Annotated in this window: 14 protein-coding genes; 3 read left to right on the top strand and 11 right to left on the bottom strand. The window is 44.2% G+C overall.

Going from position 1 to position 25,962, the window contains the following annotated elements; all coding sequences use genetic code 11:
* Window positions 1–297: 297 nt before the first annotated feature.
* The 4 genes from METLU_RS0101930 to METLU_RS0101915 all read right to left on the bottom strand — a co-directional run bounded on the left by METLU_RS0101930 (window position 298) and on the right by METLU_RS0101915 (window position 4,417).
* On the bottom strand, window positions 298–900 hold the full coding sequence (locus tag METLU_RS0101930) for a hypothetical protein (protein WP_027156748.1): 603 nt from the start codon (window positions 898–900) through the stop codon (window positions 298–300).
* 45 nt (window positions 901–945) lie between these two features.
* Window positions 946–1,962, bottom strand: a complete 1,017-nt coding sequence (locus METLU_RS0101925) for a hypothetical protein (protein WP_155920396.1) — start codon at window positions 1,960–1,962, stop codon at window positions 946–948.
* A 443-nt stretch (window positions 1,963–2,405) separates the two neighbouring features.
* Window positions 2,406–3,557 carry an IS91 family transposase gene (locus tag METLU_RS0101920; protein ID WP_027156746.1) on the bottom strand — a complete coding sequence of 384 codons (1,152 nt, stop codon included), beginning with the start codon at window positions 3,555–3,557 and terminating at the stop codon, window positions 2,406–2,408.
* The gene (locus METLU_RS0101915) at window positions 3,554–4,417 is read right to left on the bottom strand and encodes a tyrosine-type recombinase/integrase (RefSeq protein WP_027156745.1); all 864 of its coding nucleotides are present in this window, start codon (window positions 4,415–4,417) and stop codon (window positions 3,554–3,556) included. Before METLU_RS0101915 ends, METLU_RS0101920 begins: the two co-directional genes overlap by 4 nt.
* Before the next feature lie 554 nt (window positions 4,418–4,971).
* Here METLU_RS0101915 and ltrA point away from each other — a divergent pair.
* The 3 genes from ltrA to METLU_RS24290 all read left to right on the top strand — a co-directional run bounded on the left by ltrA (window position 4,972) and on the right by METLU_RS24290 (window position 12,784).
* Complete coding sequence (ltrA, locus tag METLU_RS0101910; RefSeq protein ID WP_036242771.1) at window positions 4,972–6,309, top strand: group II intron reverse transcriptase/maturase; 1,338 nt, start codon at window positions 4,972–4,974, stop codon at window positions 6,307–6,309.
* Window positions 6,310–6,913: 604 nt separating this feature from the next.
* Window positions 6,914–11,074 carry a P-loop NTPase family protein gene (locus METLU_RS0101905; protein ID WP_027156743.1) on the top strand — a complete coding sequence of 1,387 codons (4,161 nt, stop codon included), beginning with the start codon at window positions 6,914–6,916 and terminating at the stop codon, window positions 11,072–11,074.
* Between the two features lie 762 nt (window positions 11,075–11,836).
* Window positions 11,837–12,784, top strand: a complete 948-nt coding sequence (locus METLU_RS24290) for a site-specific integrase (protein WP_051299737.1) — start codon at window positions 11,837–11,839, stop codon at window positions 12,782–12,784.
* Window positions 12,785–12,989: 205 nt separating this feature from the next.
* Here METLU_RS24290 and METLU_RS24285 read toward each other — a convergent pair whose 3' ends face one another.
* The 7 genes from METLU_RS24285 to METLU_RS0101860 form a co-directional block, all read right to left on the bottom strand.
* A complete protein-coding gene (locus METLU_RS24285; RefSeq protein WP_036242770.1) occupies window positions 12,990–15,092 on the bottom strand; it encodes an ATP-binding protein in 2,103 nt (700 codons plus the stop codon).
* A gap of 7 nt (window positions 15,093–15,099) precedes the next feature.
* Window positions 15,100–16,449 (bottom strand): SIR2 family protein, encoded by a 1,350-nt coding sequence (locus METLU_RS24280; RefSeq protein ID WP_036242769.1) that lies wholly within the window; start codon window positions 16,447–16,449, stop codon window positions 15,100–15,102.
* Window positions 16,450–17,153: 704 nt separating this feature from the next.
* Window positions 17,154–21,281 carry an NACHT domain-containing protein gene (locus METLU_RS0101880; RefSeq protein WP_027156741.1) on the bottom strand — a complete coding sequence of 1,376 codons (4,128 nt, stop codon included), beginning with the start codon at window positions 21,279–21,281 and terminating at the stop codon, window positions 17,154–17,156.
* A 7-nt stretch (window positions 21,282–21,288) separates the two neighbouring features.
* On the bottom strand, window positions 21,289–21,678 hold the full coding sequence (locus METLU_RS0101875) for a DUF6375 family protein (RefSeq protein ID WP_027156740.1): 390 nt from the start codon (window positions 21,676–21,678) through the stop codon (window positions 21,289–21,291).
* Between the two features lie 16 nt (window positions 21,679–21,694).
* Window positions 21,695–22,636, bottom strand: a complete 942-nt coding sequence (locus METLU_RS0101870) for a radical SAM protein (RefSeq protein ID WP_155920394.1) — start codon at window positions 22,634–22,636, stop codon at window positions 21,695–21,697.
* Window positions 22,629–24,542 carry a GmrSD restriction endonuclease domain-containing protein gene (locus tag METLU_RS0101865; protein ID WP_027156738.1) on the bottom strand — a complete coding sequence of 638 codons (1,914 nt, stop codon included), beginning with the start codon at window positions 24,540–24,542 and terminating at the stop codon, window positions 22,629–22,631. The genes METLU_RS0101870 and METLU_RS0101865 overlap by 8 nt, the downstream gene beginning before the upstream one ends.
* Window positions 24,539–25,870, bottom strand: coding sequence for a DUF262 domain-containing protein (locus METLU_RS0101860; protein ID WP_027156737.1), 1,332 nt, complete (start codon window positions 25,868–25,870; stop codon window positions 24,539–24,541). Before METLU_RS0101860 ends, METLU_RS0101865 begins: the two co-directional genes overlap by 4 nt.
* Window positions 25,871–25,962: the final 92 nt, after the last annotated feature.

Here is a 25,962-nt window from a genome sequence, read left to right as displayed (position 1 = left end):
CATGCATATCCAGTTTATAGTTATCATACAGCTGGTAAGGAATTGACGCAGTTCCTTCAAGCATTAAAACTATGTATAGCGCTCTACCTGTAATCGCTGGTAACACGTTGGGTGTGCATCGAAATAAATCTCTTCTATTCATAGTTGCGCACTATACATAGGTGCCAATCAGAGACATTCAAGAATTTCAGCCAAATGGCGGTTGCATTACAGAAAGCTGTCGTTCAACGCCCGCATTTGCGGCTGGTTTGGAGCGCAGCGGAAAACCAGTCCGACAACATGCGCTTGTTATGCATTCTATGGGCCATACTCAGCTCTCATTTCATCTTGAAAATCTCTGAGAAGACTGACGCATAGATAGTATTTATCCAGCTTCTCTTTCAAAATTCCCATTTGATCGTGCAGTTTCCTTAGATTGATATGCTCGATGCCTTCAAGGTTTTTGTTGCCCTTTTTGTCTTTTGGGTACCTGAATGCAAACGACTCTGGATCTACTTTAACAAACTCCGTAATGATTGTTTTAATGGCCTGAATATCTTCTTTAGTGATGTAGTCATTTATGGATTGATCATGATCCTTGATAATTCTAGCCATCAACGAATTTGCAGTGTTCCACAAGTCATTAATTCTGTGATGCTCTGGAAAGCTTGCGCCCTCTTCAAGGAATATTCGTGACTCTCGAATAATGTGCTTAAGTTGCAGCTCAATATATTGACGGTAAAGAAATGAAATAGGAAAAACCAAAATATCCTGGTTTGTTCCTGACTCTACTACATCATGGACGAGTTTATCGGCGGCTTCTCTATAGCCCTCGATATAAAGCCCCATGGTATCGAGTGACCAATTCAAACATGCATTGGCTTTCCAATCCTTATCGCCTGAAAATAATGAATTGCTCATTTAGTACCCTAATGCATAACGCCTAAATCAGGTGCGCCGTAGGCGTCACCTGGATTTACTTGTTATACCAAAATCTGCTCCAGTATAAAGCAGTAATTGTTTAATAGGTTTGTTCCTGATAGCAAACTCATACAGTTCATTATTGTAGGCATTGATTTGATTTAGGTTGTTTTTCCACTCAGTAAAAAAATCATCAAGAACGCTTTGATCTTGCGTAAGCGAACTAAAATATAACCGATTCATCCCTAAAACATTGTTAATTACCTCCTGATACTCAAAACCCAACGAAGGGTAACGGTCATTTGCACAGTCAATGAAATAACTGATGATATTAATCATCCTTACAAGAGAATGCGGATGTGAGAATTTTTTCGTATAAAATTCTTTAATTTTGACCGATAACGCATTTGAATAATCATTTATTACATTGAAGTAGAATAGGTTTTTGGTAATTATTATGCTGGATAGGGCTATATATAAGATGCACTTTAAGAGATAATCATCTTCATAGCCAAGAATAGTCTTGGTATCATTTGCAAAGCCAAGTACCTTTGCTGTTGCAATTCTATCCGCATCATACTCCCATGCATGCTTCTTCATTTTGAATGCAGTATTAGTATTTAAATTTTCTTGGAAGTTGAAATTTGTCCGTGAATTGGAATTATTAAATTGTAAGATGTGCCGAAACTCATGATGAAATGTGAACCTTATTGAGCATTCGAGCATAAATTCTTTTATATTGAAGCTTTGGTTTTCATGTAGCTGGCAATATGCATCAGAAATATTTTTTTCATTGATTATTGCTACCAATATCTGGTTTCGGAATAATTCTTCTCTAAACTTCCTTTCCATCAGAACTGGATACCCATTAGTTATGTTTATTAAATTGTATCCATTTATCTTTATGGCTGATGCATTACATGAATTAGAGTTTTTTATATAAAAGAAGCAGTTCTCCAAATCCCATATCTCAGAATATTCCTCATAGAGGCTGTTGAATTTGTTTTCATAGAAAGAGTACGTTTTGACTAAATGCTCTGGAAGTCCATTGTAATCAAACATGTCGAGGTGCAAGTATCTACTGATCTCGTCAGAGTTCTTTAGCAGAGGCATTGAATTATTTTTTAAAAATGTTGATGTTGCGTAAGGGCATAACAAATAAGCATTTTATCTGTCGTGCGCGAGCATGACAGATAAATGTGTGTTGGACTAAGCCGGCCTGGATGTTTAGCTTAGCCCGCATTCTTTATTAATATGGGGATTGTATTGTTTCCGCTCAGGACTGTCTAAAATTTATCGACTTTTTTGGGACGTTAGCCTTGTTTGCAGCTGGCAGTTTAGCGTCTGATTTGTTTCTCTGGAGAATAATTTTTTCCATTTTGCTCACTTCAACGGTGAGTTTTTGGGTTTTTCGTTTCTTTTGACCGCACGGTATCCCAGACCTCTTTGGCGTCTGTTGGTGGTTTGTGCCGTATGTGGCTTAAGGTTGCCGATAGGTTTATCGCTTAGCCATAATCTATGCGCTTGGGCGCTATCTCTCCGACGACGATCATGCGGCCTGTTTTGCATTGCGGGCAGGACCGCGGTTTTTCAATGACCGGCACGGTAATGGGCTGATTGTTTATGGCTGCCTGCCCGACGATCTCTTGCTCGGCTATGGCTTGCAGGCTTTGCCGGATTTGCGCCAGCTTTTGTCGCCGACATCGATTGGCGAGAAAGCCGTAATGACGAATGCGCATAAACCCGGCAGGCAAAATATGCCATAAGAAGCGCCGAATCAGTTCTTCACCGTCCAACACCATGACTTTGTTGCGGTCATGATCCCGGTAGTCCTTGTAGCGCAGATGCACTTGGTCTTCGTCTATCTGCTGTATCCGCCCGTTGCTGAGTGCGGTTTTGCGACTGTAGCGGGCCAGATACTGGACCACCGTATCGGCTCGGTTGAGATAGGCTTTGGTATACACCACCCAGTCTGTTTGCATGAGCTCATTGAGTCGCGTATCGATTTCAGCAGGACGTGTGATCCGTTGCAGTTCACCGCATTGCGCATTGTGCCGCAGGCGGCTGACCATTCGGCCCCGAAAAAATCGGGACAAGGCCCGGACCGGAAACAGGTAATTGCTTTGGGACGAATGCCAGTCGCCTGCTTGGGTCAAGGCGCCGCCGGCGACCAGGCAGTGCAGATGCACATGCCGGCTCAGATTTTGCCCCCAGGTATGCAAGACTGCGGTCATGCCCAGGGTGCCGTGCAGCCGCTTCGGGTCTTGGCCAAAATGATCCAGAGTTTCCCAAGCGCTTTGGAATAAGCACCGATAGATCACCTCGGGGTGCAGTTCGACCCAACCGTTGAGCGTGTGCGGCAGCGTGAAAACCAGATGATAGTAGGTCACCGGCAGAACCGCCTGCAACTGCTGCTGGCACCAGGCTTGTTGGGCCTGGCCCTGGCATTGCGGGCAATGGCGGTCACGGCAGGAATGATACTGCGGCTGTTCGAAGCCGCACTGTCCACAACGCTGTTGCAGGCCGCCCAAGGCTTCGGTGCGGCATTGTTCGATATGCCAGCAAGCTTTTTGCTGAATCGGGGTGAGTAGATGCTGCCTCTGATAGGCAGGCAGAAAGCGCTCGAATACTGCCTGTAACCCGATGTGGGCGCTCATGACGACCGCTCCAGTTGGGCCAACAGGTCGCCGCCGCTTCGGCTTTCCTGATAACCCGGCACCCAGTGGACATAACGCAAGGTCGAACGGATATTTTGATGGCCCAGTTGATGCTGCAGTTGATGCAGCGGCATGCCGTCTTCCAGCTGATGGGTCGCATAAGCATGACGCAGGCTGTGGATGCCGCCGATCTTGTCGACACCTGCGCGTCGTTTGGCATCGGAAAACAGCTTTTGCGCACTGGCAATACTTATCGGCGAATGTTGATCTGCACCAGGAAACAGCCATTGCGGCGGACGCAGTTCACGCCAATAGGCTCGACGCCAATAGGCTCGCAATAGCCGCAATAAAGTAGGCGACAGGATTACGGCCCGATCCTTAGCGCCTTTGCCTTGCTCCACCCGCAGCAGTCGCCGTTCGCCATCCAGGTGCCGAACCTGAATCGACACCAGTTCACTGACACGAAGTCCGCAACCGTAACAGGTCGTCAGCAACATGCGGTGTTTGAGATTGCCGTGGGCAGCCAGGATGCGGCTGACTTCACTGCGCATCAGCAGTTCCGGAATGCGCTGTTCCTGTTTAGGGACCTGCAGCTTGACGCCGAAGCTGTCCCGACCGAGGACGTGCAGATAGAAAAAACGGAGCGCATTCAAATACAACCGGCAAGTGGCCGGTGAGAGGTGGCGTTCTTTGACCAGTGCCAGAAAGAACGCTTGCAGTTCTTCCCCCGTTAGCTGATCCGGCGAACGATGGTAATACTTCGCCAGTTCGGTGACGGCCATCAGATAACTGCGCTGGGTTCTCGGCGCCATGCCACGTACCAGCATGGCGTCGATCATTTTTTGACGTAACGGAGTCATCGCATTTCTCCTCTGAAGACTGACCAACAGTGGTCAATCAGGAGTGTGTGACTTATTGTTACGAAAGGGAAAAATTAGAGCTGCGCCAAGCCGCCGCGCAGCGGTTTAGTGTACGCCCGTGAGTGCGTACTATTTGCAGGGTGAAAGTCCCTGCCGGAGTAAGCCACAGCTCCGTAGTTGAAGGTAACTGCGTCGTCGCGAGGCGGGGTGGGGAGTAACCGGAAGCGAACTGTCGGTCCGTAGGATGACGAACCTGTTTCGGCGGGGTATGGCGGCGAGCCTGCACTAAAGTGGCGAAGCCTGGAAATAACGCAGCACGCTGGGGATGGCGGATAAAGCGATGCTGCGGCGTACTACGTGGTTGAGGGCGGAACGATGGGAAGATAGTACGAGGTAAGCGGGGAGACCTGTCGGTGAAGTGAACACGGACAGGAGTCAGAGTCCCAATAGTACCGCACTCGGCTGAACAGCCGGGGAGACATGCGTCAGAGTAAAAGGCGCACTAGGGAAGTGGGGCAGGAAAGTTGATAGCCAAAGACCAGAGAGGAGCAGATATGAAGATTGAAGCATCACCAGTGTCGGAAACGACTAGACAGGGTGCAAGTGTGCCGGAAAGCTGCGTGCAGCGGCAATTCACGCCAGCGCCAATCTGGACAAAAGCTATGTTGGCAGCCCTGAAAACAGGGGTTAAAGGAGGCAAATGGCACAGTTTGATCGACAAAGTATCGCGTCTTGAGACATTGAGGTTGGGGTGGGCACAAGTCGAACGCAACGCCGGTGCGGCTGGGGTAGACCGAATGAGCGTGGAACGCTTCGCGCAGGCACAGGATTTCTATCTGGCCGAACTGGCGGGAGCACTGTGGAACGGGAGTTATTCGCCGCAGCCGGTAAGACGTGTGTACATACCCAAAGGCAAGGGACGACGGCCGCTCGGTATACCTGCTGTCAAAGATCGCGTGGTTCAGGCTGCGTTGAAGCTGGTGATCGAACCGATCTTTGAGCACGAATTCGAACCCAGAAGCTTTGGCTTTCGACAAGGATTGGGCTGCAAAGATGCGCTGCGAGAAGTAGACCGTCATTTGAAAGCGGGCTATTTCTGGGTGGTGGACGCGGATCTGCAAAGCTACTTTGACACGATTCCACATGCAGCTCTTCTGGAAAAAGTGGGAAATCGGATTGCAGATGGTCGTGTGCTGGCGTTGGTTGAGCAGTTTCTCAAGCAAGACATCATGGAGGACATGACGCGTTGGACGCCGACAGCGGGCAGTCCGCAAGGGGCGTTGATAAGTCCCTTGCTGGCCAACGTTTACCTTCACGAGCTGGACGTAGAAATGCGTGAGGCAGGGTTGGTGATGGTACGGTACGCCGATGACGCCGTGGTGTTGTGTCGTAGTCGGGAAGAAGCGCGATCGGCGCTGGCCCGCATACGGGCGTGGGTGACTGCGAACGGATTGACGCTCCACCCGGATAAAACCCATCTCGGGGATTGCCGGGTAGACGGTCAAGGGTTCGAGTTTTTGGGGTATCGGTTTGAAACAGGAAAACGTTGGGTGCGCAAGAAAAGTCTGACGTCCTTAAAGGACAAGATTCGCGCTATGACGAAGCGTAACTCGGGGCATTCCATCGACTACGTGATTGCATCACTCAACCCGATCCTAAGAGGATGGTACGGATACTTCCAGCACGCTCACCGGTTTACATTCTCGACAATCGATGGCTTGGTTCGCCGTCGATTACGGGCAATGTTACGCCGACAAAAGCACCGGCCGGGCCAAGGACGATGCCTGCGCGATCATAAACAATGGCCGAATGCCTACTTCGCTGATCTTGGGCTATTCACAATGTCAGAGGCCCATAAATTGGCGTGCCAATCCCGATGTGGAAACAACTAACTGGAGAGCCCGTCGCGGGAAAACTGCACACCGGGTTCGGAGGGAGGGGACGGTGAAAACCGTTCTCTACCCCTATTCAACAAATTATTATCTAGGTCTGTATATTTACACTTGAACTGTCTTGGTTGCAAACTAAAGTATAGTAAAAAAGGCAAAGAACTTGATTTACTAGGTGGGATAACATACATAATTTTCACGATAAACAGGTCTGGATAACTTCAATACTTATGTTTGCAACTGACTTGCCCAAGACACTCAGCGACTGGCTGCTATACTGCTAATTATCGCCATTCATAGAATTCGAGTGAAAGTCTGCAAGGGGTGTGCGCCGTGCAAAGGCGGCGCTTTACCAGTGGGTGAAAGACCCACCCGGCTAAATCGCTCCAGCCGGAAGCAATCGGAGCAGTCATGGAGGTAACGAAGTGGCTGGAGCCTTCGATGTAAAGGATCGCTATAGGCGATTCAGCGAGTGTGCAGGCCGTAACGAGAGTGAACACTGAGTAAGCCTCGAAAAGGTCATTGGCATCATATCTCAACAAAAAATAAACTTAGTTTGTCGTTCAATTAATACAATTAGAACTCTTTGTAGATAGTAATCCATTTCATGAATAATTCAGGCGCAAAAGCGGCATTAAAAGGCTACCGATATCAGACGCTGTACACTTTGGTTGAGATACTTGAATCTTCTGATGCTGATAACGTATTTCAACCCGAAGGCGAGGAAGACTTAGCGATACGAAAAAATGGCGAATTGATCCGTGTGATTCAAGTAAAAGCCAGAAATGAAAAGTTGACGCTATCCAGCTTTAATCCCGATAAGAAAGATTCGTTTTTCCACAGGGTGTCCGATTTGCTAAGCACGCATCCTGGCTTATCTATTGAAGTTGTCAGCTTTGGGGAAATCGGCAGTGAAATAGAAAAAGCATGGGCAGGAGACGTGAATAGCCGTTATTCAATCACTGAAAAGCTTGAAAAACATGGTATTGATAAAGAACGGATTGAAAGTTTATTCGAAAAAATACAATGGCTTGTTGTATCAGAGCAGGATTTGCAAAGCAGGCTGCAAAACCATTTAACCCAAACAATGACCGCTGGCGACCCTAGCAGTGCTTTTTCTTTATTATTGGCTTGGCTTTATTATGCGGCCGAATATAAGGAAAAAATCACCAAACAAGATTTAATCAATAAAATTTATGCTGTTGGTAAATATCTATCAGAAAGAGCCGCACACCATCAGGAATGGTTCAAATCAATAAAGCCTTTAATTGAAGAAGATCAAGCTCATCAGCAAAAGAATCTTGCAAGCGAATTTTATAAGGGTGTTTCCTCCCGTTTTAGCCACATTCAAGCTGGCTTGGATATATCCCGCTCAGAACAAATCGGCAAGATTGAGCAGGCATTTCGAAACGGAAACAGAACGGTCATTGTACATGGAGCTTCGGGTCAAGGTAAAACAACGCTGGCTTATCGTTACTTGTACGATTTCGTTCCCGAAGACTGGCGTTTTCAAATCAGTTTTATCGACAACAGAAGTCATGCCGAAAACATTGCTTTGGCGATAGCCGATCATCTGTCAGTTTTTAAAGCTGATTTGTATCTTTATATTGATGTGTCGCCGCGAGACTTGGATTGGACAGCCCTGGTCAAAGCATTATTGGATAAACCAAATATCAAAATTCTTATCACAATCCGCGAGGAAGACTTGGCTCGGCAGAATGTGTCAAATGTCGAACTGGGCTTTCCTTTGGGTGTGCCGTTGCATTTCAATCAATCAGAAGCAGAAAAAATTTACCAAAACCTGCTAGTTAAAAAAGTCGCTAATCCATACCCATCCTTTAGTGATGCTTGGCATCGGTTTGGCGGCAATGGTGCATTACTGGAATATGTTTACTTTCTTACCCAAACTGAGTCGCTCAAAGACCGATTAGGCTTTCAGGTTAGACGCTTACAAGACGAAGTAAGACAATCAAAGTTGGAAGCGGCCACCCTAAAAGTATTATTTTACTGTGCGGTAGCAACCGCTTATGAATCCCGCATACAACTAGCTGAATTGGTGAAGATTATTAATTTGTCCGATCCAACTGGTATGTTTAGGTTGTTTGAAGAGGAATATTTAATTCGCTGTTCAGATGACAAAAGATATGTTGAGCCGTTACATCCCTTGCGCTCCAAATTGCTAGTTGAGGTTTTGAATGATCCTGCACTCAATCCATGGATAAATGCTGCAACAGACGTGCTCCCCTGCATAATGGAAGCCGATTTGGAAAGCTTTTTGTTGTATGCCTTTGTCGAACATCCACAGGAATATCCTGCCATTTACCAAAAGCTTTTCGAATTAACACTGCATAGTTGGCAAGGTTATGCAGGCGTATGTAAGGCTTTAATCTGGTATGGCATTTATGCTTATGTCAAAACTAATAAGGACGTAATCGAGCAAGCCCGTTTGATGGCAGGCAATAGCGGCTGGAAATTTCTACTAAGACCTGATCTCACAAATGTGTTGGATGAAGACCCTACCGAGTCCTTATTAGAAATGTTGGGTAAAAATAATCCAGAAAAACTTGCTAAGATCAAGCTTCTTAGAAATCAGGTACCGTCACCAGACATTATTTATCAAGGCTTGAAAACGTGGCTAAATAACAAATCATTTGAATTGGCTAAGCCAGAAAATGAAACTGCTTGGTTTAGTATGAGTGAAACCCTATTTTGGTTGGGGTGGTTAAAAATTACTGAAAGCTATGATGCTGCATGGCTGGTAAAAAGTAATACTGTTTCAGAAATATCAACCATCGTCTGTTTATCAGAATTAACTTTAGCCCTTTATTATTTCGATAAGCAAATCTACCATGACTTTATCCGTTCCAATAAATCAGAAATTGAAAAGCTATTTCAAAAACAAACCAATACCTTATGGCTAGAGCAGAAACCAGAAAACCCAATCGCTCATTATATTGCGCCAATAGAATCGGCTGATGAAATCAACAAACAAAACTTTTCAGCGCGACTAAACGAGCAAACTGTTTATCGTGTAAGAATACTTAGGAATCTTTTTCCTGAAGCGGAAAAATTTGGCGGGATAGGTTATGGACATCATGTCGCATTCATGGAACTACCCTTCGATGAAGCAAACAAGCCAGGTATCATAAAATCATCATTGCCAATAAATCGGCTGGTAAGCATTAATGCGACTTACAGTAACTTAGCTGATTATATTCATCGTCCAGATGATTGGAAAATGTATGCTGAAAATATCATTTCAACTAGAAGGAAAATTGTTGACGGTTTGACTTGTCTTAATAAAGCGTTAATCGCTTTTTTTAAAAATCGCAAGCCATCATCAATCATAGGTTGGAAAATAAACGAAGGCTATTGGGAAGACTTATCTAGAATCAATATGATGTCTTCCATGCTCCCTAAGTTAGCAGTTGATCCTTGGGGATACACCAGCGAAGGCACTGAAAATAATTCAGAGAACATACAACCAAATCGCCCAACTCAAATAAATGCCTCAGTGAGATTAGCGGAATATAAAAATTATCAAAAAGCATGGAGCGACTATTTACACAGTGTTATCAATTTTGTTACACAATCTCATCTTGTTTTAATCGTTAATGGTCTTATCGGACATCGGCCAAAATCTGAACATGCGCTAGTATATCAAAAAGCTGAAGAACTTGGTCATTCCTGTTCTCCGCATCATATCCACCTAACCGTAGTAAATCTCAATAATGCCAAATGTGAGTTGAAGAATTTTCAAACGGAATTTCGTAATAGGTTTAAAGACTTAGTCGATATATCCGCTTTAAAAAAGCTTGAGGAACAAGAAGCAGCTAAGCTCGAAAAAGCCTGGCATCTTTGGTATCAATTTGCCCATCACCCTGACCAATACTGGAAAGAAGCACCGGATGTGCGTGCAGCGGCAATTACCAGAAATGTACAGGCAGGTTTGATAAACTCTATCAAAAAAGCGCTAGCTAACAACCCGGATTCTGGATGGCAAGCCAAGCTGCTTAGTGACACCTATTGTTATGAAGAACGCCCTGCTTTGTGGATCAGCTTGGAATTAAAGGATTTAACTTCATTGGAAAGGGCATATGCCGAAATTGTTGATGTGCTGATTAGTGCAATTCGTCCTGTTGCATATAAAGATTTAAAGTATTTTGTTCTGACTAACCATTGGCAACATGTGGTTATTATTCCAATGATTCAGGGTTCGACATTAAATAACCTTGCTTGGCGAATATTAACCAGTTCATTTGCAGGTGATGAGCCTATCTTATCCGACAATAAATCTTGGTTAAACATCCCGCAAGCACTTCCCGAAATCGCTGTAAATCACTTTCAATTTAAACAAATCAAGGTTGATAACTTTGAGAAGACTCAACTACTTAGTAAAGAGTTAGCTGAGTTATATGCAGCCACTTCTCATTTATCGAATTACATTGAAATATCTAAAAAACTGAACAACGTAGGTTCGGATATACTGCAAGATTATTTATCAAAATTTCATAAAAAGCTTGCTGAAAATATATCAACCGCTGATTCCATCATAACGGATTTAAAAACTGGAATGGAAAACGACGATGATCTTAAATTAGAAGCATTGAGACTATGCGAAAATGCCATATACCCTTATGGCAAACCAGATGATGACCAAATAATAGTTAATTTGAATGATTGTAAAGAATGGTCAATCCTTATTAACGAGGCTATTTCAATGTTACAAGTAGCAGAATGGACTTGCTCATTCACATTGAGCTCTTAACAAGAAAATCCAAATGTAAACGTCCGCTTTTGGCACCTATGTATAGTGCGCAACTATGAATAGAAGAGATTTATTTCGATGCACACCCAACGTGTTACCAGCGATTACAGGTAGAGCGCTATACATAGTTTTAATGCTTGAAGGAACTGCGTCAATTCCTTACCAGCTGTATGATAACTATAAACTGGATATGCATGGCGACATTCAAGCAAGTGAACCATGAAATTATCAACGGAAAAGTGTCAATTGCTACTCAAGCAGCCATCTTCATATGTGGTGCAGGGCGAATGTTCATTGAATTGTCTGAAGCGAATAAATTTTCACCTCAGAATCCCGGCAAAACTATGTAAAGTTTCTTGACTGAGGGTTGGTTGAAAGGTCAGTAAAATCAGGGTTTGCCACCAACAGCTAATCACGGCTATACATAGTTGGGCCCTATACATAGGGGTCGCTATGGATAGCTATACATAGCGCAACATAGCGACTATTCGCCCAGCAACTTAATTTTCCCAGACTACGCCTCGTCAAAACAGTGAGTGATCATCAATTCCCGAGTTAATCTTTGGACCTTGCTCGAGTGATCGATCACTTGGTTGAACGAAACTGTCTGGTTTGGGCCATTAGCCAATGCTTGCCGAACGCCTGCTGCCATTACCGATTTCAAAAACCGGTCTAACCGACGCGTATTTTCATACGCAATTGAATAACCCATACTGTGCGATAACCCTTCATTATCGCACAGTATGAGCTATACTAACGGCCATGAAGAGACTGACCCATCAAAACCATCTACCGGCACTGGCCGCGGCTCAAAATTATCAGCAAGCGGCGCAAGGCGCTTTTGCCGACAATACCGAACGCGCGCGCACAGCCGACTGGCGGGTGTTCGCTAATTGGTGCGATGCACACGACGCGTTATCGCTGCCGGCCTCGGTCGAGACATTGGTGGCGTTCATCGACGCCCAGGCCGAGCTGAAAAAAGTCGCCACCGTGAAACGCTACCTGACCACCATCGCCACGGCCCATAAAGCCGCCGGCTTGGATAACCCGATCCGGAGCGAGTATGTGCGCCTGGCAGTCCGGCGCATGGCCCGCCAAAAGGGGACCCGGCAACAACAAGCCCAAGGGTTCAATTGGCCGCACATCCATCTGGCCTTGCAGACGCTCGGCGATTCGCCGCGGGCGCTCCTGGACAAGGCCCTGGTCTGCGTCAGCTATGATACGCTGTGCCGGCGATCGGAAACTGTCGCGATCCGGATCGAAGATCTGCACTGGGCCGACGACGGTGCCGGCAGCGTCACGATCATCCGGAGTAAAACCGATCAGACCGGCGAAGGCGCCGTGAAGTATTTGTCGCACACCACGGTCGCGCATCTGCAAGCGTGGCTGTCCTGGGCGCAGATCAGCGAGGGGACTGTGTTTCGCGGCCTGAATCGCTGGCAGCAAGTGCTGCCGGGGCCGCTGTCCGGCGAAGGCGTGACCCGCTCGCTGCGGCGGGTGGCGCAGCGCACCGGCCTGAACATCGAGCGGATCAGTGGTCACTCGACCCGGGTTGGCGCCTGTCAGGATCTGGTCGCGGCCGGCATCGACATGCCGGCGATCATGCAGGCCGGCGGCTGGAAAGCGCCGGAGCGGGTGGCCCGTTATTCCGAGCAGCTGCTGGTTAAACGCGGCGGCATGGCGCAGTTGGCGGCGATGCAGCGCCGCTAAGCAGGGCCGGCTTGAGAGTTATCGTGAGGGTAGTGCCGATGGAACCCGCCGAGGCCAATCAAAAAAAACATTGAGACCAGCGCCTCGGCCTATCAGATCATTGACAGTATTTATAGCGGCTCACATTTAAAAATGGTCGGGCTCGCAATTATTGCGTTTTTCAACTCGAATTAGCTGCGACTGTGTGCCATCGATTTCGTTATTTTCATCTACTATCTACCTCCTGAGTCTGAGGCATGGTTTCAAATTCTTGCCACTCGTTAGCAATGGATGGCCAATCTATTGATCGTTGCACGTCTTCTCCATTTTTATTTGTGCGCGTCCAAACATCCCAGAAATCAGGATCGTCTGAGTTAGGGCGCATGCCTTCAGGCAAGTCAAGCAACCTCGTTAGAATAGGAAGTTCAGATGCCCAACCGACCAGAAAGGCGTGCTGGGAAGGTAATGCTGGAATCTCCCGAATCAGTCCTCTCAATCCATCGGGAAGCAAACGCGCGACCATTTCCTGATCTTTATCATTTGTAATTCGGTGTAACAGGAATGTATTACATTGAGACAGCACTGTTGGTGACAGTTCTGATGGACGTTGTGAGGACAAAACAAGCCCCAAGCCGAACTTTCTTCCTTCTCTAGCAATCTTCTCAAATACCTGACAGCATACAGATGAAGCAGTTGCTTCTTCACTGTCATCATGGTAACGTTTTATGAAGTTATGAGCTTCTTCCATCACCAAAGTTGTTGGCAATACTTTATTTTCAGAATGTTGTCGGCGATAACGCTGCAGAGCTTCAAACGTCATTCTCGCAATTACAGCAGCTAAAATGTGAACGATTTCTTGCGGTACAAGAGATAAATCGACGATTGTTACATTTCCATTCTTTGCATCGCCCGAGCCGATATATTTTTCAAGCCATTCAGCTAAAGAAATATTTTCTTGATCTCCTGTGACTGATACAAGTTTACGATCATTTAAAAGCGTCCTGATACGGACAAGCAAGTAATCAGAAAACTGTTCTACCCTGCTTTCTTTCGCTAAGGCATCCAGAAAAGTAATAAAAACACCCTTATCAAATGGAATTGGGGCATCTTCACTTTTAGGTAGTAACTCCTCTTGATTGCCACCAAATGCGGCATGGGCTTCCTTTATCGACTCAATCAATTCACTAATTTCTGCAAGGGTTGCATCATGTGTTGAATATTGACCAGACCGATTATCACAGTATTGTTGGAGTAAATTAGTTAAATTACTTAACCTTTCATCATCTGTTTCAAGTCTACTAAGAAGTTCTTCAATACTCTCCCGCCATGTCTTAAGCTTTTCATAGAAATTTTTCGGAAAAGGGAATCGGCTCCAAGGAGAACCGACAGACCTCTCATGCAATGCTGTAACCAGAATGGTGCTTAGATAATTTTTTATTTCTATTTCTAAATCTACAGAAAGCTCTAGCTGTTCATTTCGCATAGCCCTGAGGCCACGCCTCAATAATGGTTGTTGAACTTTGGAGCTTGCTTTTGTAAAAGCGGCCCATTCGGTACTATTCCAGATCCAGGCCGGTACATTTAGCAGAAACTCATCATCACTCTCATTAGGCTCAACTTTAAATATCCGAGCTTTATGCTGTCTGAAGGCATTTGAATACTCGCCATTCGGATCAAGAACAATAAATCGAGCATTGGGCAATTGGGCATTAGATTTCTCTCTTGCCGCGTTAAGTGACCAATGAATAAGACCGGCGACAGTACATGATTTGCCACTTCCTGTATTCCCAAGAACAGCTAAATGGCGACCAAATAAACGATCAGGATCAACTTTTACATCTGCATTATCGGCCAATGGACACTTGCCAATTAAAACCTTGCCGCTAGTGCCAGATTCAACGATTGCCCGAAGCTGCTGGGCATCGGGTACCATTACAGGGTCGCCTAAGCCTGGAAAATTATGAACACCTCGTTTAAATTTGTATCGAGCGACATGTTCATCCCCTACATTATGCAGCGTCCCAAGCAAGCTGATACTCATTTTCCTGAGTGGAAACGGAAGATCAATCAAACCAAAATCTTGCATTCCTTTTCTTTTCGGAAAAGATGAATGCTCAACTGCCAACCATGTCACTTGGCCAACAATGAAACCATTCTCAGTAGGTACAAGTACAAATCCATTGATTCTTGGGAATGGGCGAGGACGCCCTGTATTCATCGCTATTGATTGAGGTGCATCCAAGTCAAGCAGCACTTTGATCTCATCAGGAGCAACAAAATCTACTGTCCCCACTTGAAGCTTTGCTAAGTTTTCCATTGGAGTAATCATATAAAGCTTACTCCTGGATCGTTTGTTCTTCAGTTAATGGCTGCTTCTTATCCCAGCCTCTGGCAGATATAATTTCTTGAACTTTTTGTGTGGTCAAGTCAATGGCTGGCTTTGGTAAAAAATGATCCACAAGGTTACATAGGTCTGCAAAGTGGCGACCGATTAATAGAGAAATCTGATCACTTCTGCCAACTCGTTCATAAAAACCAGATATACGGCTACCAGCATCATCGTATGAAATAATTACAAGATGCGTTGAGGGAATTGAAAGCATGTCTTCAATGACACGATTGATATGTTCATCTCCAAAACCATATCCATAGCAGACCAAAACAGTATTTGGTCGGCATAGAGCAGCAGCTAGATCTCGAAACAGTTCAACGTAAGGGAATTCAGAGGTTTCTCGATCTTTTGCTGGATTAGGATAAATTAAACAGTTTCCAGCACTTTTTAAGTATGGCTCAAAAGAATCCGCTCCGAATGGTAAAGCGACTCTTCGTACATGACGCTTTTGATAACTCCAATCGAGCGAACCATGAAGCTTGGTAAATCGAGCTAATCCTTCCAAATAGCGAGGTTCTCCACGAATGCCAGGAGGATTGTAGTGCATATCTAACTCAAGCCGTGAAGAACGGAAGATAGGACTCAAAGTGCCGACAAAGCGATCCATCAATCGAATCCCTGTCATATCAGCTGCCCATTCTATGAGCCTGTCATAATTAGTAGTGAATATATGCAGGCGATCACGGCTTGCTGTCCGACTAGCAAAGCTAAGTAAGAAAGACATTACATACTTAGCTGCACTTTCTTCACCTTTTAGCGGTTTAGGAGATGTATCAATTAACTTTTCTGTTTCTAATACACTGGCAATTAAATTGCTAAGTATCGTATCCAGGTCGTTTTTTAATGTTGTGTAACCATAGTCATCACCATCTGTCTCAAGTATTGCTAGTCCATCGATTAGTCTATTAGCAGTTCGAATTTGATCTTCGATGTTAGGTTCCTCTCTCCCTGCTAATTTGGCGGAAGCTTGTATAGCTTCATCTAATTTTTTCAGGTATTTATGATTACTGAACTGTGCTTGCGCCATTGTTGCTCCAGTACTTTTTGCGGCTAAGTAACAAGTTGCACTCGTCAAACCGCTACCCACAAGCAGGTTTAAATGCTCATTCTGGAATAAGGCTGTCAACCAAGGCTCAACGCGCTCTCTGAATTTTCGAAGCTCAACACCATCAGTTTCACCAACTTCTATAAGCTTTCCATCTACAGATTCGTAGTGCTTAGGTTCTTTATCTTCAAAGACTTTTAATACATTTTTCCAGGGTTGTGCTTCCTGGCTTTGATTGTTCTTTTCCATAGATCTTCCTGGATAAATTATTTAAGGGATACACGCTACTTTCCCGTCAACAACTTCTGCATTAAGGCATTTTTTCAGACAATCGAGCTTTTGTTGTAGGATTTGATTTCGCGATTTGCGCTCGATAACCAGGGCTATTTTTTTTGCTCAGTTATATCAACAGGTATAAAGATTATCTGTTTAACTACGCCTTTTATTAAGCCTCAAAGGAAGTTCAATATTTGTTGATAAAGAGCGACAAATTTGATTATTAAACATTATTATTTCTTTGTTTTTTATTTTTCTAATTAACTCGTAAAGCGAACGCTAAATAGTAGTAAATATTAGACACGTATTTTACATTTAACAAGCCACTATCTGCAGATAGATTCTTATCTCTTCAATTATTTTACTGAACGAATATATAAAGATTAGTTATCCACAAAATCTGTGGATAACCTTGTCATCAATTCGTCACAATGCCTTATAACATTTTGAAAGTTAAAGTTTTTTGTTAACTTGGCTAAAATTTGACCAAACCTCATCCAATAAAACATCTGGCCACGAGAAGTTGCCGATGAAGTGACCGCTCGCCTAAGGTTCATCCTGGAGGCTGAACACAAAGCCACATATGTTAGTATGTAGGAAAATGATCTGATCGGTTTGCACTTCGGCCTTTATTATTGTTAATTTTTATGAATCTAAGCACTGAAACGTAGCTAAATCTATTTTTGATAAGTTTTGATAAATTCGAAAGCTTTATACCAAACTGAACCATTTTTATTAGAATGAAAATGCTCTGTGCGAGCATAACGTCTTTCCCCATGAACTCTCCAAATAAGATCCATCTCTTTCTTTTCTGCCAAAGTTTCCACTAGATCCTGTCTGAGATAAAGTAGCTTCCGATAGTTGCTTGAAGCTTCACCTTTTTGATCAACAAATACTGCTGCTACGAATCCATCAGAATCTGTATAACAAAAGTTCGTAGGATCAAATTTTAAACCTAAAGATTCAACTACCCATGGAGCTAGTAAATCGCGACTAATATTATGGTACGAACTCTCACTATGTTCCCAGTAATACCTGATAACAGGAACCTGAACAGTTAGTGATCTATACTGGGGCACATCAAAGACTTTCTTACCTCCCTCAAACAGTATTTTTCCATTTAAAACTATTTCTGATTGATCTATCTCCTCTTTTGTATAATCTACAACAACCTGTAGATCATTACATTCTTCAAACTTAGGCTTAGCACTCCAATACAACTCTCCTGAATATATATAGCTAACTTGGGATAAATCGTGAGGCCATTCAATTTCAGTTGATTCATTAACATAATTTTGAATCTCTTCACCAATAGCTGATGAAACAAAGAATGGGGTAACAGAGCAATAAAAGTTTCGATCAAGTCTCTTGGATTCCTCAGATATGTAGCCATGTATTAGCACCCAAGGCCCAGTAAGTTCATTTAGTTCGCCTAACGTCAATATAGGACTGAGGTCAGGTAATTCATGCTCGAATACCCATTGCTCTGTCGGTACAAAGGTATTTCCCAAAAACTCACTAGATTCCCTGAGAGTAGGTGATGAGTTAATTGGAAAGAACGGATCAATGTCTGCAGCAAACCTTTCTCCCCAAGACTCAAGTTTCCCTTCATCCTCCAATTGTCCAGCCATTTCATAGAACGCGACCCAAGAGTACTTCTTACCGTATCGCTCGATTCTGGGGCGATTCATTCCAAAGGAGTATCCTCCATCTGATTCGGCATTTCGTTCAGCCTTGGAAAACAGTTCAGCATCCCATCCAAGTTCCTTTATACGCCAAAGAATTTTTCCTCGTACATTTCGATATTCTGAATGTTTATAATCATAACTACTGCGCCCATGGACCAATCGGCCTATGGTGTATTCGAAATCCATAGGAAACGGAGATTCAGATCGAGAAGAGCGTTCTCCGTCAAGTTCAACTTCCCAGTCTTTGCGTGGCATCAAAGGAAACGGATGAGAAGCCGCCTGTAATTGTTCTTCATCGATTATTCCTGGAACAAACTTATATACCACCTGCAAGATACCGCTAGCATATTCCCTTGCTAATAAATGTGTTGTAGCAGCCCGTGCATCATCAGCAAACATCGCCTCATATATAAACTTAGCAAAATCGGACGCTTCAGCTTGAGCCTTTTCGCGCAACAGTAACGTTGTTGCGACGCTGTAACTTGCAGCTAATAGCCTTTCTGAAACATATGGGTCATTAACGTTTAGTAATTCTTCGGTTATTTTGAACAATTTATCAGGTGCATGTAGACCATAATTAAACAACGCCTCGGTAGCAGAATCTCGCAGTTCAATGCATGTCGATGTCAGTAGCCAACTTATCGATATAGCGCGCAATCGCTCAACTTCCAGGTTACCCCAGTTACCGGATCGCCAATAATCAACCAATTGCTTCATCCTTTTGATACGATCTTGGTAGTCAATGCGATTATTTTCCGTCCATGATAAGTCCCTGTCCGAAACAGATAGTTGTTTAAGGACCTCACTCAGAAAATCTGCGTTTAGTGGATGTCCAACAACTATTCTTACCTCCCTAAGGTGCTCAAGCGTTCGACCTGGAAATTTTTCTCTTATAATCAGCTCCTTATACGCATCTTTGGTCTCAATACTAAAGTCGTTGTGATCAATAAGATAAGATAATAACAATGCCTTAGCTGCGTAAGTTGAAGGCAGAGCTTGCCAAACTTGTTGTTGATTCCTGTACTTAGGAGTAAGAGCTATTAGAGCATGTAAAATATCTTCAGATAGCTCATGCTGTTCAGGAATATCTCCGAAAATTTTCTGAAGAAAGCCTTCATGTTGCATCCAGTCAACGAGATCACGTCTTGTGTTTTTTCTTAGTAAATAATCAGCTATCAAATATCCGCCAAGTCTGTCATATACGGGAGTTAGAATATAGCTGTATGGTTCGTCACCAGAATCTCGAAATAACACACCTTCTTGTGCAAGCAAGTTGACTATATCCTCATCCCAACCTTGTAGCGGCATATTAGCTGACTCACGAAAGCTGCTTTCCAGTACTGATCTAGTAGCTTGTTCCCACATCTGTTCGCCCCAAATATAAACTGCTCGCTCTACATCCTCTATACGATAACGGCGGACTAAATTTGTCATGCCTGCAATTGTAGCTGCAGAGTGTTGGATCAACTCTTTAAATAAGCTGTATATTGATGAAGGGAAATGTACTATTTGTACAACTTGCTCTGCTTTTCTATTAGTTACTTCACAGAATATTTTCAAATTCAGTGGATGACTAAAGAAATCAAGCGGAGCCATAAATGGATCGGCATCAATCTTGTAAAGTTTGAAATACGCTTTGATAGCATCAACCGTTAAATCCTTGTCAAACCCATCGGACTCGATGATATAGCTGTCATTTGGGAGTGCTTGCTGTGCAAAGTTCTCTCGACTGCTTGCCCTGTCTTCAAGGTAGTGCTGGTGTCGATGATAGGGACGATCTCGCTCTCCTGTTCGGAGAGTACAGATTAAAACTACATTTTTAAACTTTCGTAGTGTAGGGTGAACCGCTTCGAGCAAAGGCTTCCATTCTCGCGGGTCCTGAGCTTCGTTTAGTCCATCGATCACTATTGGAAGTCGGCAGCCAGCCCGCGCTCCAGCAGCATCAATAGCAGCAATAAGAGAACTAAAGCTACTAACAGGTTGGTTATAAAAAGTAATCTGTTGTGCTAGGGAATCTAGGTTGCATCCAGCTTTCAAAGAGCGTCCAAATAACAAAACGCCTGCAGGACGATTGTCGCTTGAAGCAGTGATTTCTGCTGCAAACTGGGTCTTTCCGCCTCCAGCATCAGCAACCACCGCAACTAGCTGATGCGATAGAAGTTCTTGTGCGGATTCAAGCAATAACTTGACATCTTTAATGTAAGCTAGTGCATTTGTAACCGCTATTGAAAGGGGTAGATTATTACGCCGTAACTGCCGTAGAACTTTCTGTATTGAATTTCGAGAGTGGGTGCCGAGAGCCTCAAGAAGTTCATCAATTTTATCGATATTTTCACTACTAAGAGGGTTCTGAAAAAAGGCACAAAAGTTGGAAAATATTTCGCATTTATCTGCGAAATCAATAAGAATAGGGCGCCAAGGCTGATATTCTGGCTCATTAGTGGCTTTATTGATAAATTCTAATTTAACTAAGAGAGATTTCTTCGTTGACTCAAAATCCCCCCAAGCATCTGGCTCCCCAAGTATCTGGCGGACTTTCCGCTCCATTTGCATTCGTTGATGAGCGCCATGAATCCATCTGCTCTTAATAGGGGCAACTGAAATCTCATGCTGCTCAGCCAGCATTTGTGGGGTCAATGCCAGCTCACCAAAGTAGGATTGTCTTAAATCAATCGCCGGCCCTGATAGAAGCTGATCTAAATCACTTTCATTCCAGAGATGTAGCTCAAACCCATATTCGCTTTTTAAGTCGTAATACCAATCTTGATCTGGCTTCGATAAAGTTTTATGGGTCCAGAGAATCCAGCAGTTAAGGTCAGGCAAGTGTTCTCGGGTTCTATCTAAAGAGTGTTTAATTTGTCCCTTAGCAGAAGAGGTGAGGTTGCCATCGGTTTTATATTGGAACCATTTACATTGCCATCCCACATTCTGACCAGCATTGCCAAGGCGCTCATCATCTTGATTTAGCTCGATATGATATTCAACACCGGGCTGATTCTTTAGTTCTCGCAATGGCCCCAGAAAGCCAAACTGCCGGCGAACAATACTACGACACAATTTTTCAAAGTTTTCAGTTGCTGCCCCCGGAAGGCTTTCAAATCGATTCCAATTAAGCATACCTTGCTTAGCCCTCTACATTATCTGACTCTGGATAATCGTGGGCAGAAAATACTTCAATCTTTGCCCCCTTATGGAGCATCCAGCTAATGAGCCCAGTTAAATCATCATCCGAGGTGACGCGAACTTCATTTCCGTGTTGTTCCATATGCATCTCATATAAAAATTGACTGAGTTGCTGTGGCGACAAGCAATATATTTTTTTATTGTTGAGATACTCGCGTACATCGCTATCAAAACGATCCCCATCCATGTCAAAGTCGGTTTTATCCCTGAGGAAATCAATTAACGACTCCGCTTGAAGCTTAAACTCTTCAGCATCGGCAATTTCTTTGAAGCGACCAATGATGACCAAGTTCAGCGAGTGCTCTGCACCATAGCTCTGCCAGACTTTCATAATTTATTAACTTTACCTATCCCATACTAAAATTTTGGAATGCAGCCAATAATCCTGCATTGCCTATTTTGAATCCGGTACTATCAAAAGACGTGCGTTTCAGCACACCTTCAGCATCCACATGAGCAAATGCCATATGCTCAGGCTCTTTTTCGAGAGCCAATTGGGTTTCAACCATTTCTCTATAACGAGAGCTGATAGACAGCCTTAAATTTCCTTTGTAGTCGGCAACCCATGAGTATAAAGCTTCAAGGGACACCAAATCGATCTTCTGCCCTAAACCAACGGGTTCCTCTGGAAGTAAAAGCAGCTCTGCCGCACCAGCAGACTCAGCAAATTGGGCAGCTGTGTTAAGATCATCAATAGTCCGACGATTCACGACGTAATTGATGCCGAAAGGGATGGTCCCTTGTAATGCATATAACTTCCGTTTTAGCTCATCGAATGACCTGTCTCGAATACTTTCGTATGTCACACCGACACCATCCATGCTTACTCGAATAAAATTAACAGATCCTTGTAGTTGACTGATTAAATTATCAGTTAATCTGTGGCCATGAGTAGTTAGGGTTATTGCAAGGCCTGTCTTCTGCTGGCCAAATTGACAAAGTTCTACCAGATCAGGATGCAGCGTTGGTTCCCCGCCTCCAAAACCAATCCCAAAACATCCAGATTCATCCAGCTCAACCATCCAGCGCTTTACTTGTTCTTTGCTCAACTGAGCCGCTCGCTTTAAAGCGTAGCAATGCTCGCATTTCAGATCGCATGCATTGGTGAGGGCTATAGATATCTGCCGCGGGCAATTAGTCCAAGATGACATTGGTGGAATTTGTTCATCTATCAGAATATTAGTGCCTGATTTCCTGTCGAAAAGATGAATACCATCCGGCCCTCTACGAAGCTTCATTGTACGTCGCAATTGATGCAGCTCTGGTGTATGTATTGCTAGTTCAGTCACAAAGCACCCTAATCATCATCTGCTCATGCTCGGCAATTAACTCCAGATATTCTGGTCCCCAGTTATCGTAACTCATCATAAACACCTGCTTCAGGCTCTCGATGGTAGTTGATTTTTCGTAGTGCTCTTTCTTTGCTGTTGGCAGATAGTTGCTGAGCCTGGAGTTGTTGCTATGACTGATGAGGCACAAATTGCCGAAGGTATCAACGCCTTTAGGCAACGTAATGGACTCAGTAATCGGTCGACTATTGAGGGGGTTTTGCGGATAGTAGTGTTCTACCGATGAGCGGAAAGTAAAACTGAAGCCTTTCAGTCGCTTCATGACATAGTCCATATTTACCCCGGCAAAGCGTTCTCCAGCATTGAGTCGCTTCCACAACTGATAATCAAGTCGATTAAAAATAAAGTTCTGCACATTTCTATATGTCAGGAGCTCTGTACTAAAGCTACTTGGTAGTGTTGGGTTACGGTAAATTAAATCAAAGTAACCCAAAGGCTCAGTTGTTCCAAAGCGACCATAAAAGAACTTATTACTCAGTGATTCCAGAAACTGCAGGTAGTTGTGGCCCGCCACGTTAAGACTGGCATCTGTGGTATGGTACAAGTAATAGAGCGCTGCGTTCAGCCAATGCTTATAGGCTTGCGTTGGAAATGAAACATGAAACATTGATAGGATCATCACCAGCTTTTGATTCAGGCCTTCGTCATCAGTGCTATTAACGTAACTAAATGAACGCTGCTTACTTTCGTATAGCTTGAGCACTTTCAAACTCCAATCTTCATCGTTTTCACGCTTAATGATGTAGCGGTCAAACAGCATCCGGCACCTAAGCAGATCTAAGATAAACTGCTGAGCAAACTCTTTAGCATGCCTATCTGACTTTAACATCTCATCTGAGAAAATATCCAATAGCCGCTTATCATCCAATGGAATATCCTTGGCGGCAGTCACCCGCAACACATGCAGCAGGAAGTTGGGAAAGTTGATAACCGAACTGAACGTTCCAAGGCTTTCATTACCGTTTTTCTTCTGACTTGCGTGAAACTGTGGCTTGGCAATAATCGCTGCCAGTGACTGGGGCCTCTGTACTTCACTATTGCTCGACAGCGAGCTACAAAGTGCATTAAAACCATCTGGGCAGCTACTCCAATCACTACCAAAAACCTTGTCGCGCAGATCTGAAGGAATCCCAAGTTGTACATAGCGTTCCATATCAGCACAAGCATCCCAGACTTTGGCAAAGGCGCTACGCCCAGTATTGTCACTTAGCTGGCTCATAAGGCGAGCTTTAAGCACTTCATGCTTTTCTAATTGCTCGCCCCGGTTGTTCATTATCTCGAAGTAGTGATTGAGATCAGTATCCGCAGGCACTACCACTCGCAAGATTTTGACTTTATTCAACAAATAGTTGATGAATAGCTTTAGATTTGCATTTTCCCGCTTCAGATAACGTTGAGTTACATCATAAGCCGCACGAATCGTATATTCTTCCTGCAGCTCATTGGAGCGTTTAGTACCGTTGAACAGCATACGCAGGGTTTTATCTGATTTATCACGGCTGTCAAATCCAAGGTTAATGCGCTGGATATCTCCCAAGTCGGCATCAAACTCATTCTTTATTACCGAAAGAAATATACTCAAAGTAGTATGACGCTGCTGCCCATCAATGATTTCAAAATTGTCGTTATCACGCTGGTAAGTCACCAGGCTACCAATATAGTACGAGCTACTTTTCTGCTCATGTTCATGCTCATTTAGCGCAAAGTCCATTACGTCCTGTAACAGCTGCTCTACTTCTGACTCACCCCAGGCGTAGTTACGTTGATAGATGGGGATGGTGTAATGTCCGTGCTGAAATAGTTCAGATACTGACAGTTCATTAATTTCCTGAATGGCGCTCATCATTCCAAATACCCCAGCGTCTTAAACTTATCAACTAATCCTTGAATCTTGGTGCCTTTAATATCTGTTTGCTTAAGTGGAGAAGTCATAAAAGACAACACTTCGTGGGGATGCAGTGCTCGACTGATTGTCATGAGGAAGCCATGATTTTCCACAGCTGCGTTATCAATTGACTCCAAATCCACCCGACGTTGTGCTAGACGAATGCGATAGCTCCATACAAAACACAGCTGTGAGACCTTTTCCAATTCCAGGTCGCCAAATTTGTCGTAATAATAAAGCAAGGCACACTCAAACAGGATGCGCACGTAGTGATCGCCGGTGCGGTTGCAGCCTTCGTAATTTTTGATGGTATACCGTAATGGCTCCAACTCAGTTTTTTCATCAATAAACAGCAGCTTATACAAAGTGGCGTAGTGGCTAATATACTCAAAGAAGCGTTTGCCGTTGATCATAGTCTGATCAATCTGGAACGGATAGTTCATCTTCTGTTGATCCCAATGCCGTATATTATCGGTGTTGTATTGGTCAACCATATAATCCAGTGCCCGCAGTGCTTCAGTATACCGGTAAGACGTGGAATGCGGGCTTACTCCTTTGAAAACATCAATATTGTGCCGAGTGAAATAGAGACCTGAGTGACCGACTGTCCAGCGGCGCAAACGAAACAGATAGTCGCTCATGAGGATGCGCAGATTAGGGACCTTACTGGCAGGGTATGGGCTCACTTCTCTCTCCCATGTAGACACGCACTGGATGCGCTCCTGTTCGGTGTTGTCCGCCATTTCCCGCAGATGAAACGCTTTGAGCAAATCATAGGGTTCTAACGGTTTTCCACGCGCGTTTTGCGCGTCGAAAAACTGAAATGCTTCGCTAAGCTTATCAAGCTTTACAATAATCAACTCACAGCGGTTAAGCAGGAAATCGACCAATTCTTCGCGATCGAACTCGCTTAACTGTTTTGACCGACTCTCAATCACTGCTGCATTGTGTTGCAGATTAGCAATCGTAGTGGGCGAGCTGAATTCCTGCTCCAGCAGCTTAGATTGGCATAGCCTGTTATCATCAAGAATATAGCACAGTAGAGTTAGGGTCAGAATGCGCTGCTGACCGTCGACGATAGACAGTTTCTGATCAGAGTCTTCTCCATCCCGATGCAATACCACAGTCCCCAGTCGATAACGACTCTTGTGACGGTGGTACAACAAATCATCCAGCAACTGAGTAACGTGTTGTGTCCGCCATTTGTAGGGGCGCTGGTAATCGGGGATCACCAAGGAGGCTTCAAGCACTGCTTTTACACTGACAATCTTGGTTTCGATGATAGCCATTAGTTCGGCCTCACAAAGATATTGTGAGCATAAGGTTTCAATTGCACATAAAGCACCGACTCGTCTAGCAATTCTGTTTGTGGTGACCACTT

This window comes from Methylobacter luteus IMV-B-3098 (genome assembly GCF_000427625.1).
Lineage (GTDB): Bacteria > Pseudomonadota > Gammaproteobacteria > Methylococcales > Methylomonadaceae > Methylobacter > Methylobacter luteus.
Note: the sequence above shows the minus strand (reverse complement) of the source record. Positions and strands in the feature narration are given on the sequence as shown.

Bases quoted from the DNA above. Each gene is read 5' to 3' on its own strand.
- METLU_RS0101880 (WP_027156741.1), bottom strand. From the start codon at position 21,281: ATGCTTAATTGGAATCGATTTGAAAGCCTTCCGGGGGCAGCAACTGAA.
- METLU_RS24280 (WP_036242769.1), bottom strand. From the start codon at position 16,449: ATGGAAAAGAACAATCAAAGCCAGGAAGCACAACCCTGGAAAAATGTA.
- METLU_RS0101930 (WP_027156748.1), bottom strand. From the start codon at position 900: ATGAGCAATTCATTATTTTCAGGCGATAAGGATTGGAAAGCCAATGCA.
- METLU_RS24290 (WP_051299737.1), top strand. From the start codon at position 11,837: ATGAAGAGACTGACCCATCAAAACCATCTACCGGCACTGGCCGCGGCT.
- METLU_RS0101905 (WP_027156743.1), top strand. From the start codon at position 6,914: ATGAATAATTCAGGCGCAAAAGCGGCATTAAAAGGCTACCGATATCAG.
- METLU_RS24285 (WP_036242770.1), bottom strand. From the start codon at position 15,092: ATGATTACTCCAATGGAAAACTTAGCAAAGCTTCAAGTGGGGACAGTA.
- METLU_RS0101860 (WP_027156737.1), bottom strand. From the start codon at position 25,870: ATGGCTATCATCGAAACCAAGATTGTCAGTGTAAAAGCAGTGCTTGAA.
- METLU_RS0101925 (WP_155920396.1), bottom strand. From the start codon at position 1,962: ATGTTTGATTACAATGGACTTCCAGAGCATTTAGTCAAAACGTACTCT.
- METLU_RS0101875 (WP_027156740.1), bottom strand. From the start codon at position 21,678: ATGAAAGTCTGGCAGAGCTATGGTGCAGAGCACTCGCTGAACTTGGTC.
- METLU_RS0101920 (WP_027156746.1), bottom strand. From the start codon at position 3,557: ATGAGCGCCCACATCGGGTTACAGGCAGTATTCGAGCGCTTTCTGCCT.
- ltrA (WP_036242771.1), top strand. From the start codon at position 4,972: ATGAAGATTGAAGCATCACCAGTGTCGGAAACGACTAGACAGGGTGCA.
- METLU_RS0101915 (WP_027156745.1), bottom strand. From the start codon at position 4,417: ATGACTCCGTTACGTCAAAAAATGATCGACGCCATGCTGGTACGTGGC.
- METLU_RS0101865 (WP_027156738.1), bottom strand. From the start codon at position 24,542: ATGATGAGCGCCATTCAGGAAATTAATGAACTGTCAGTATCTGAACTA.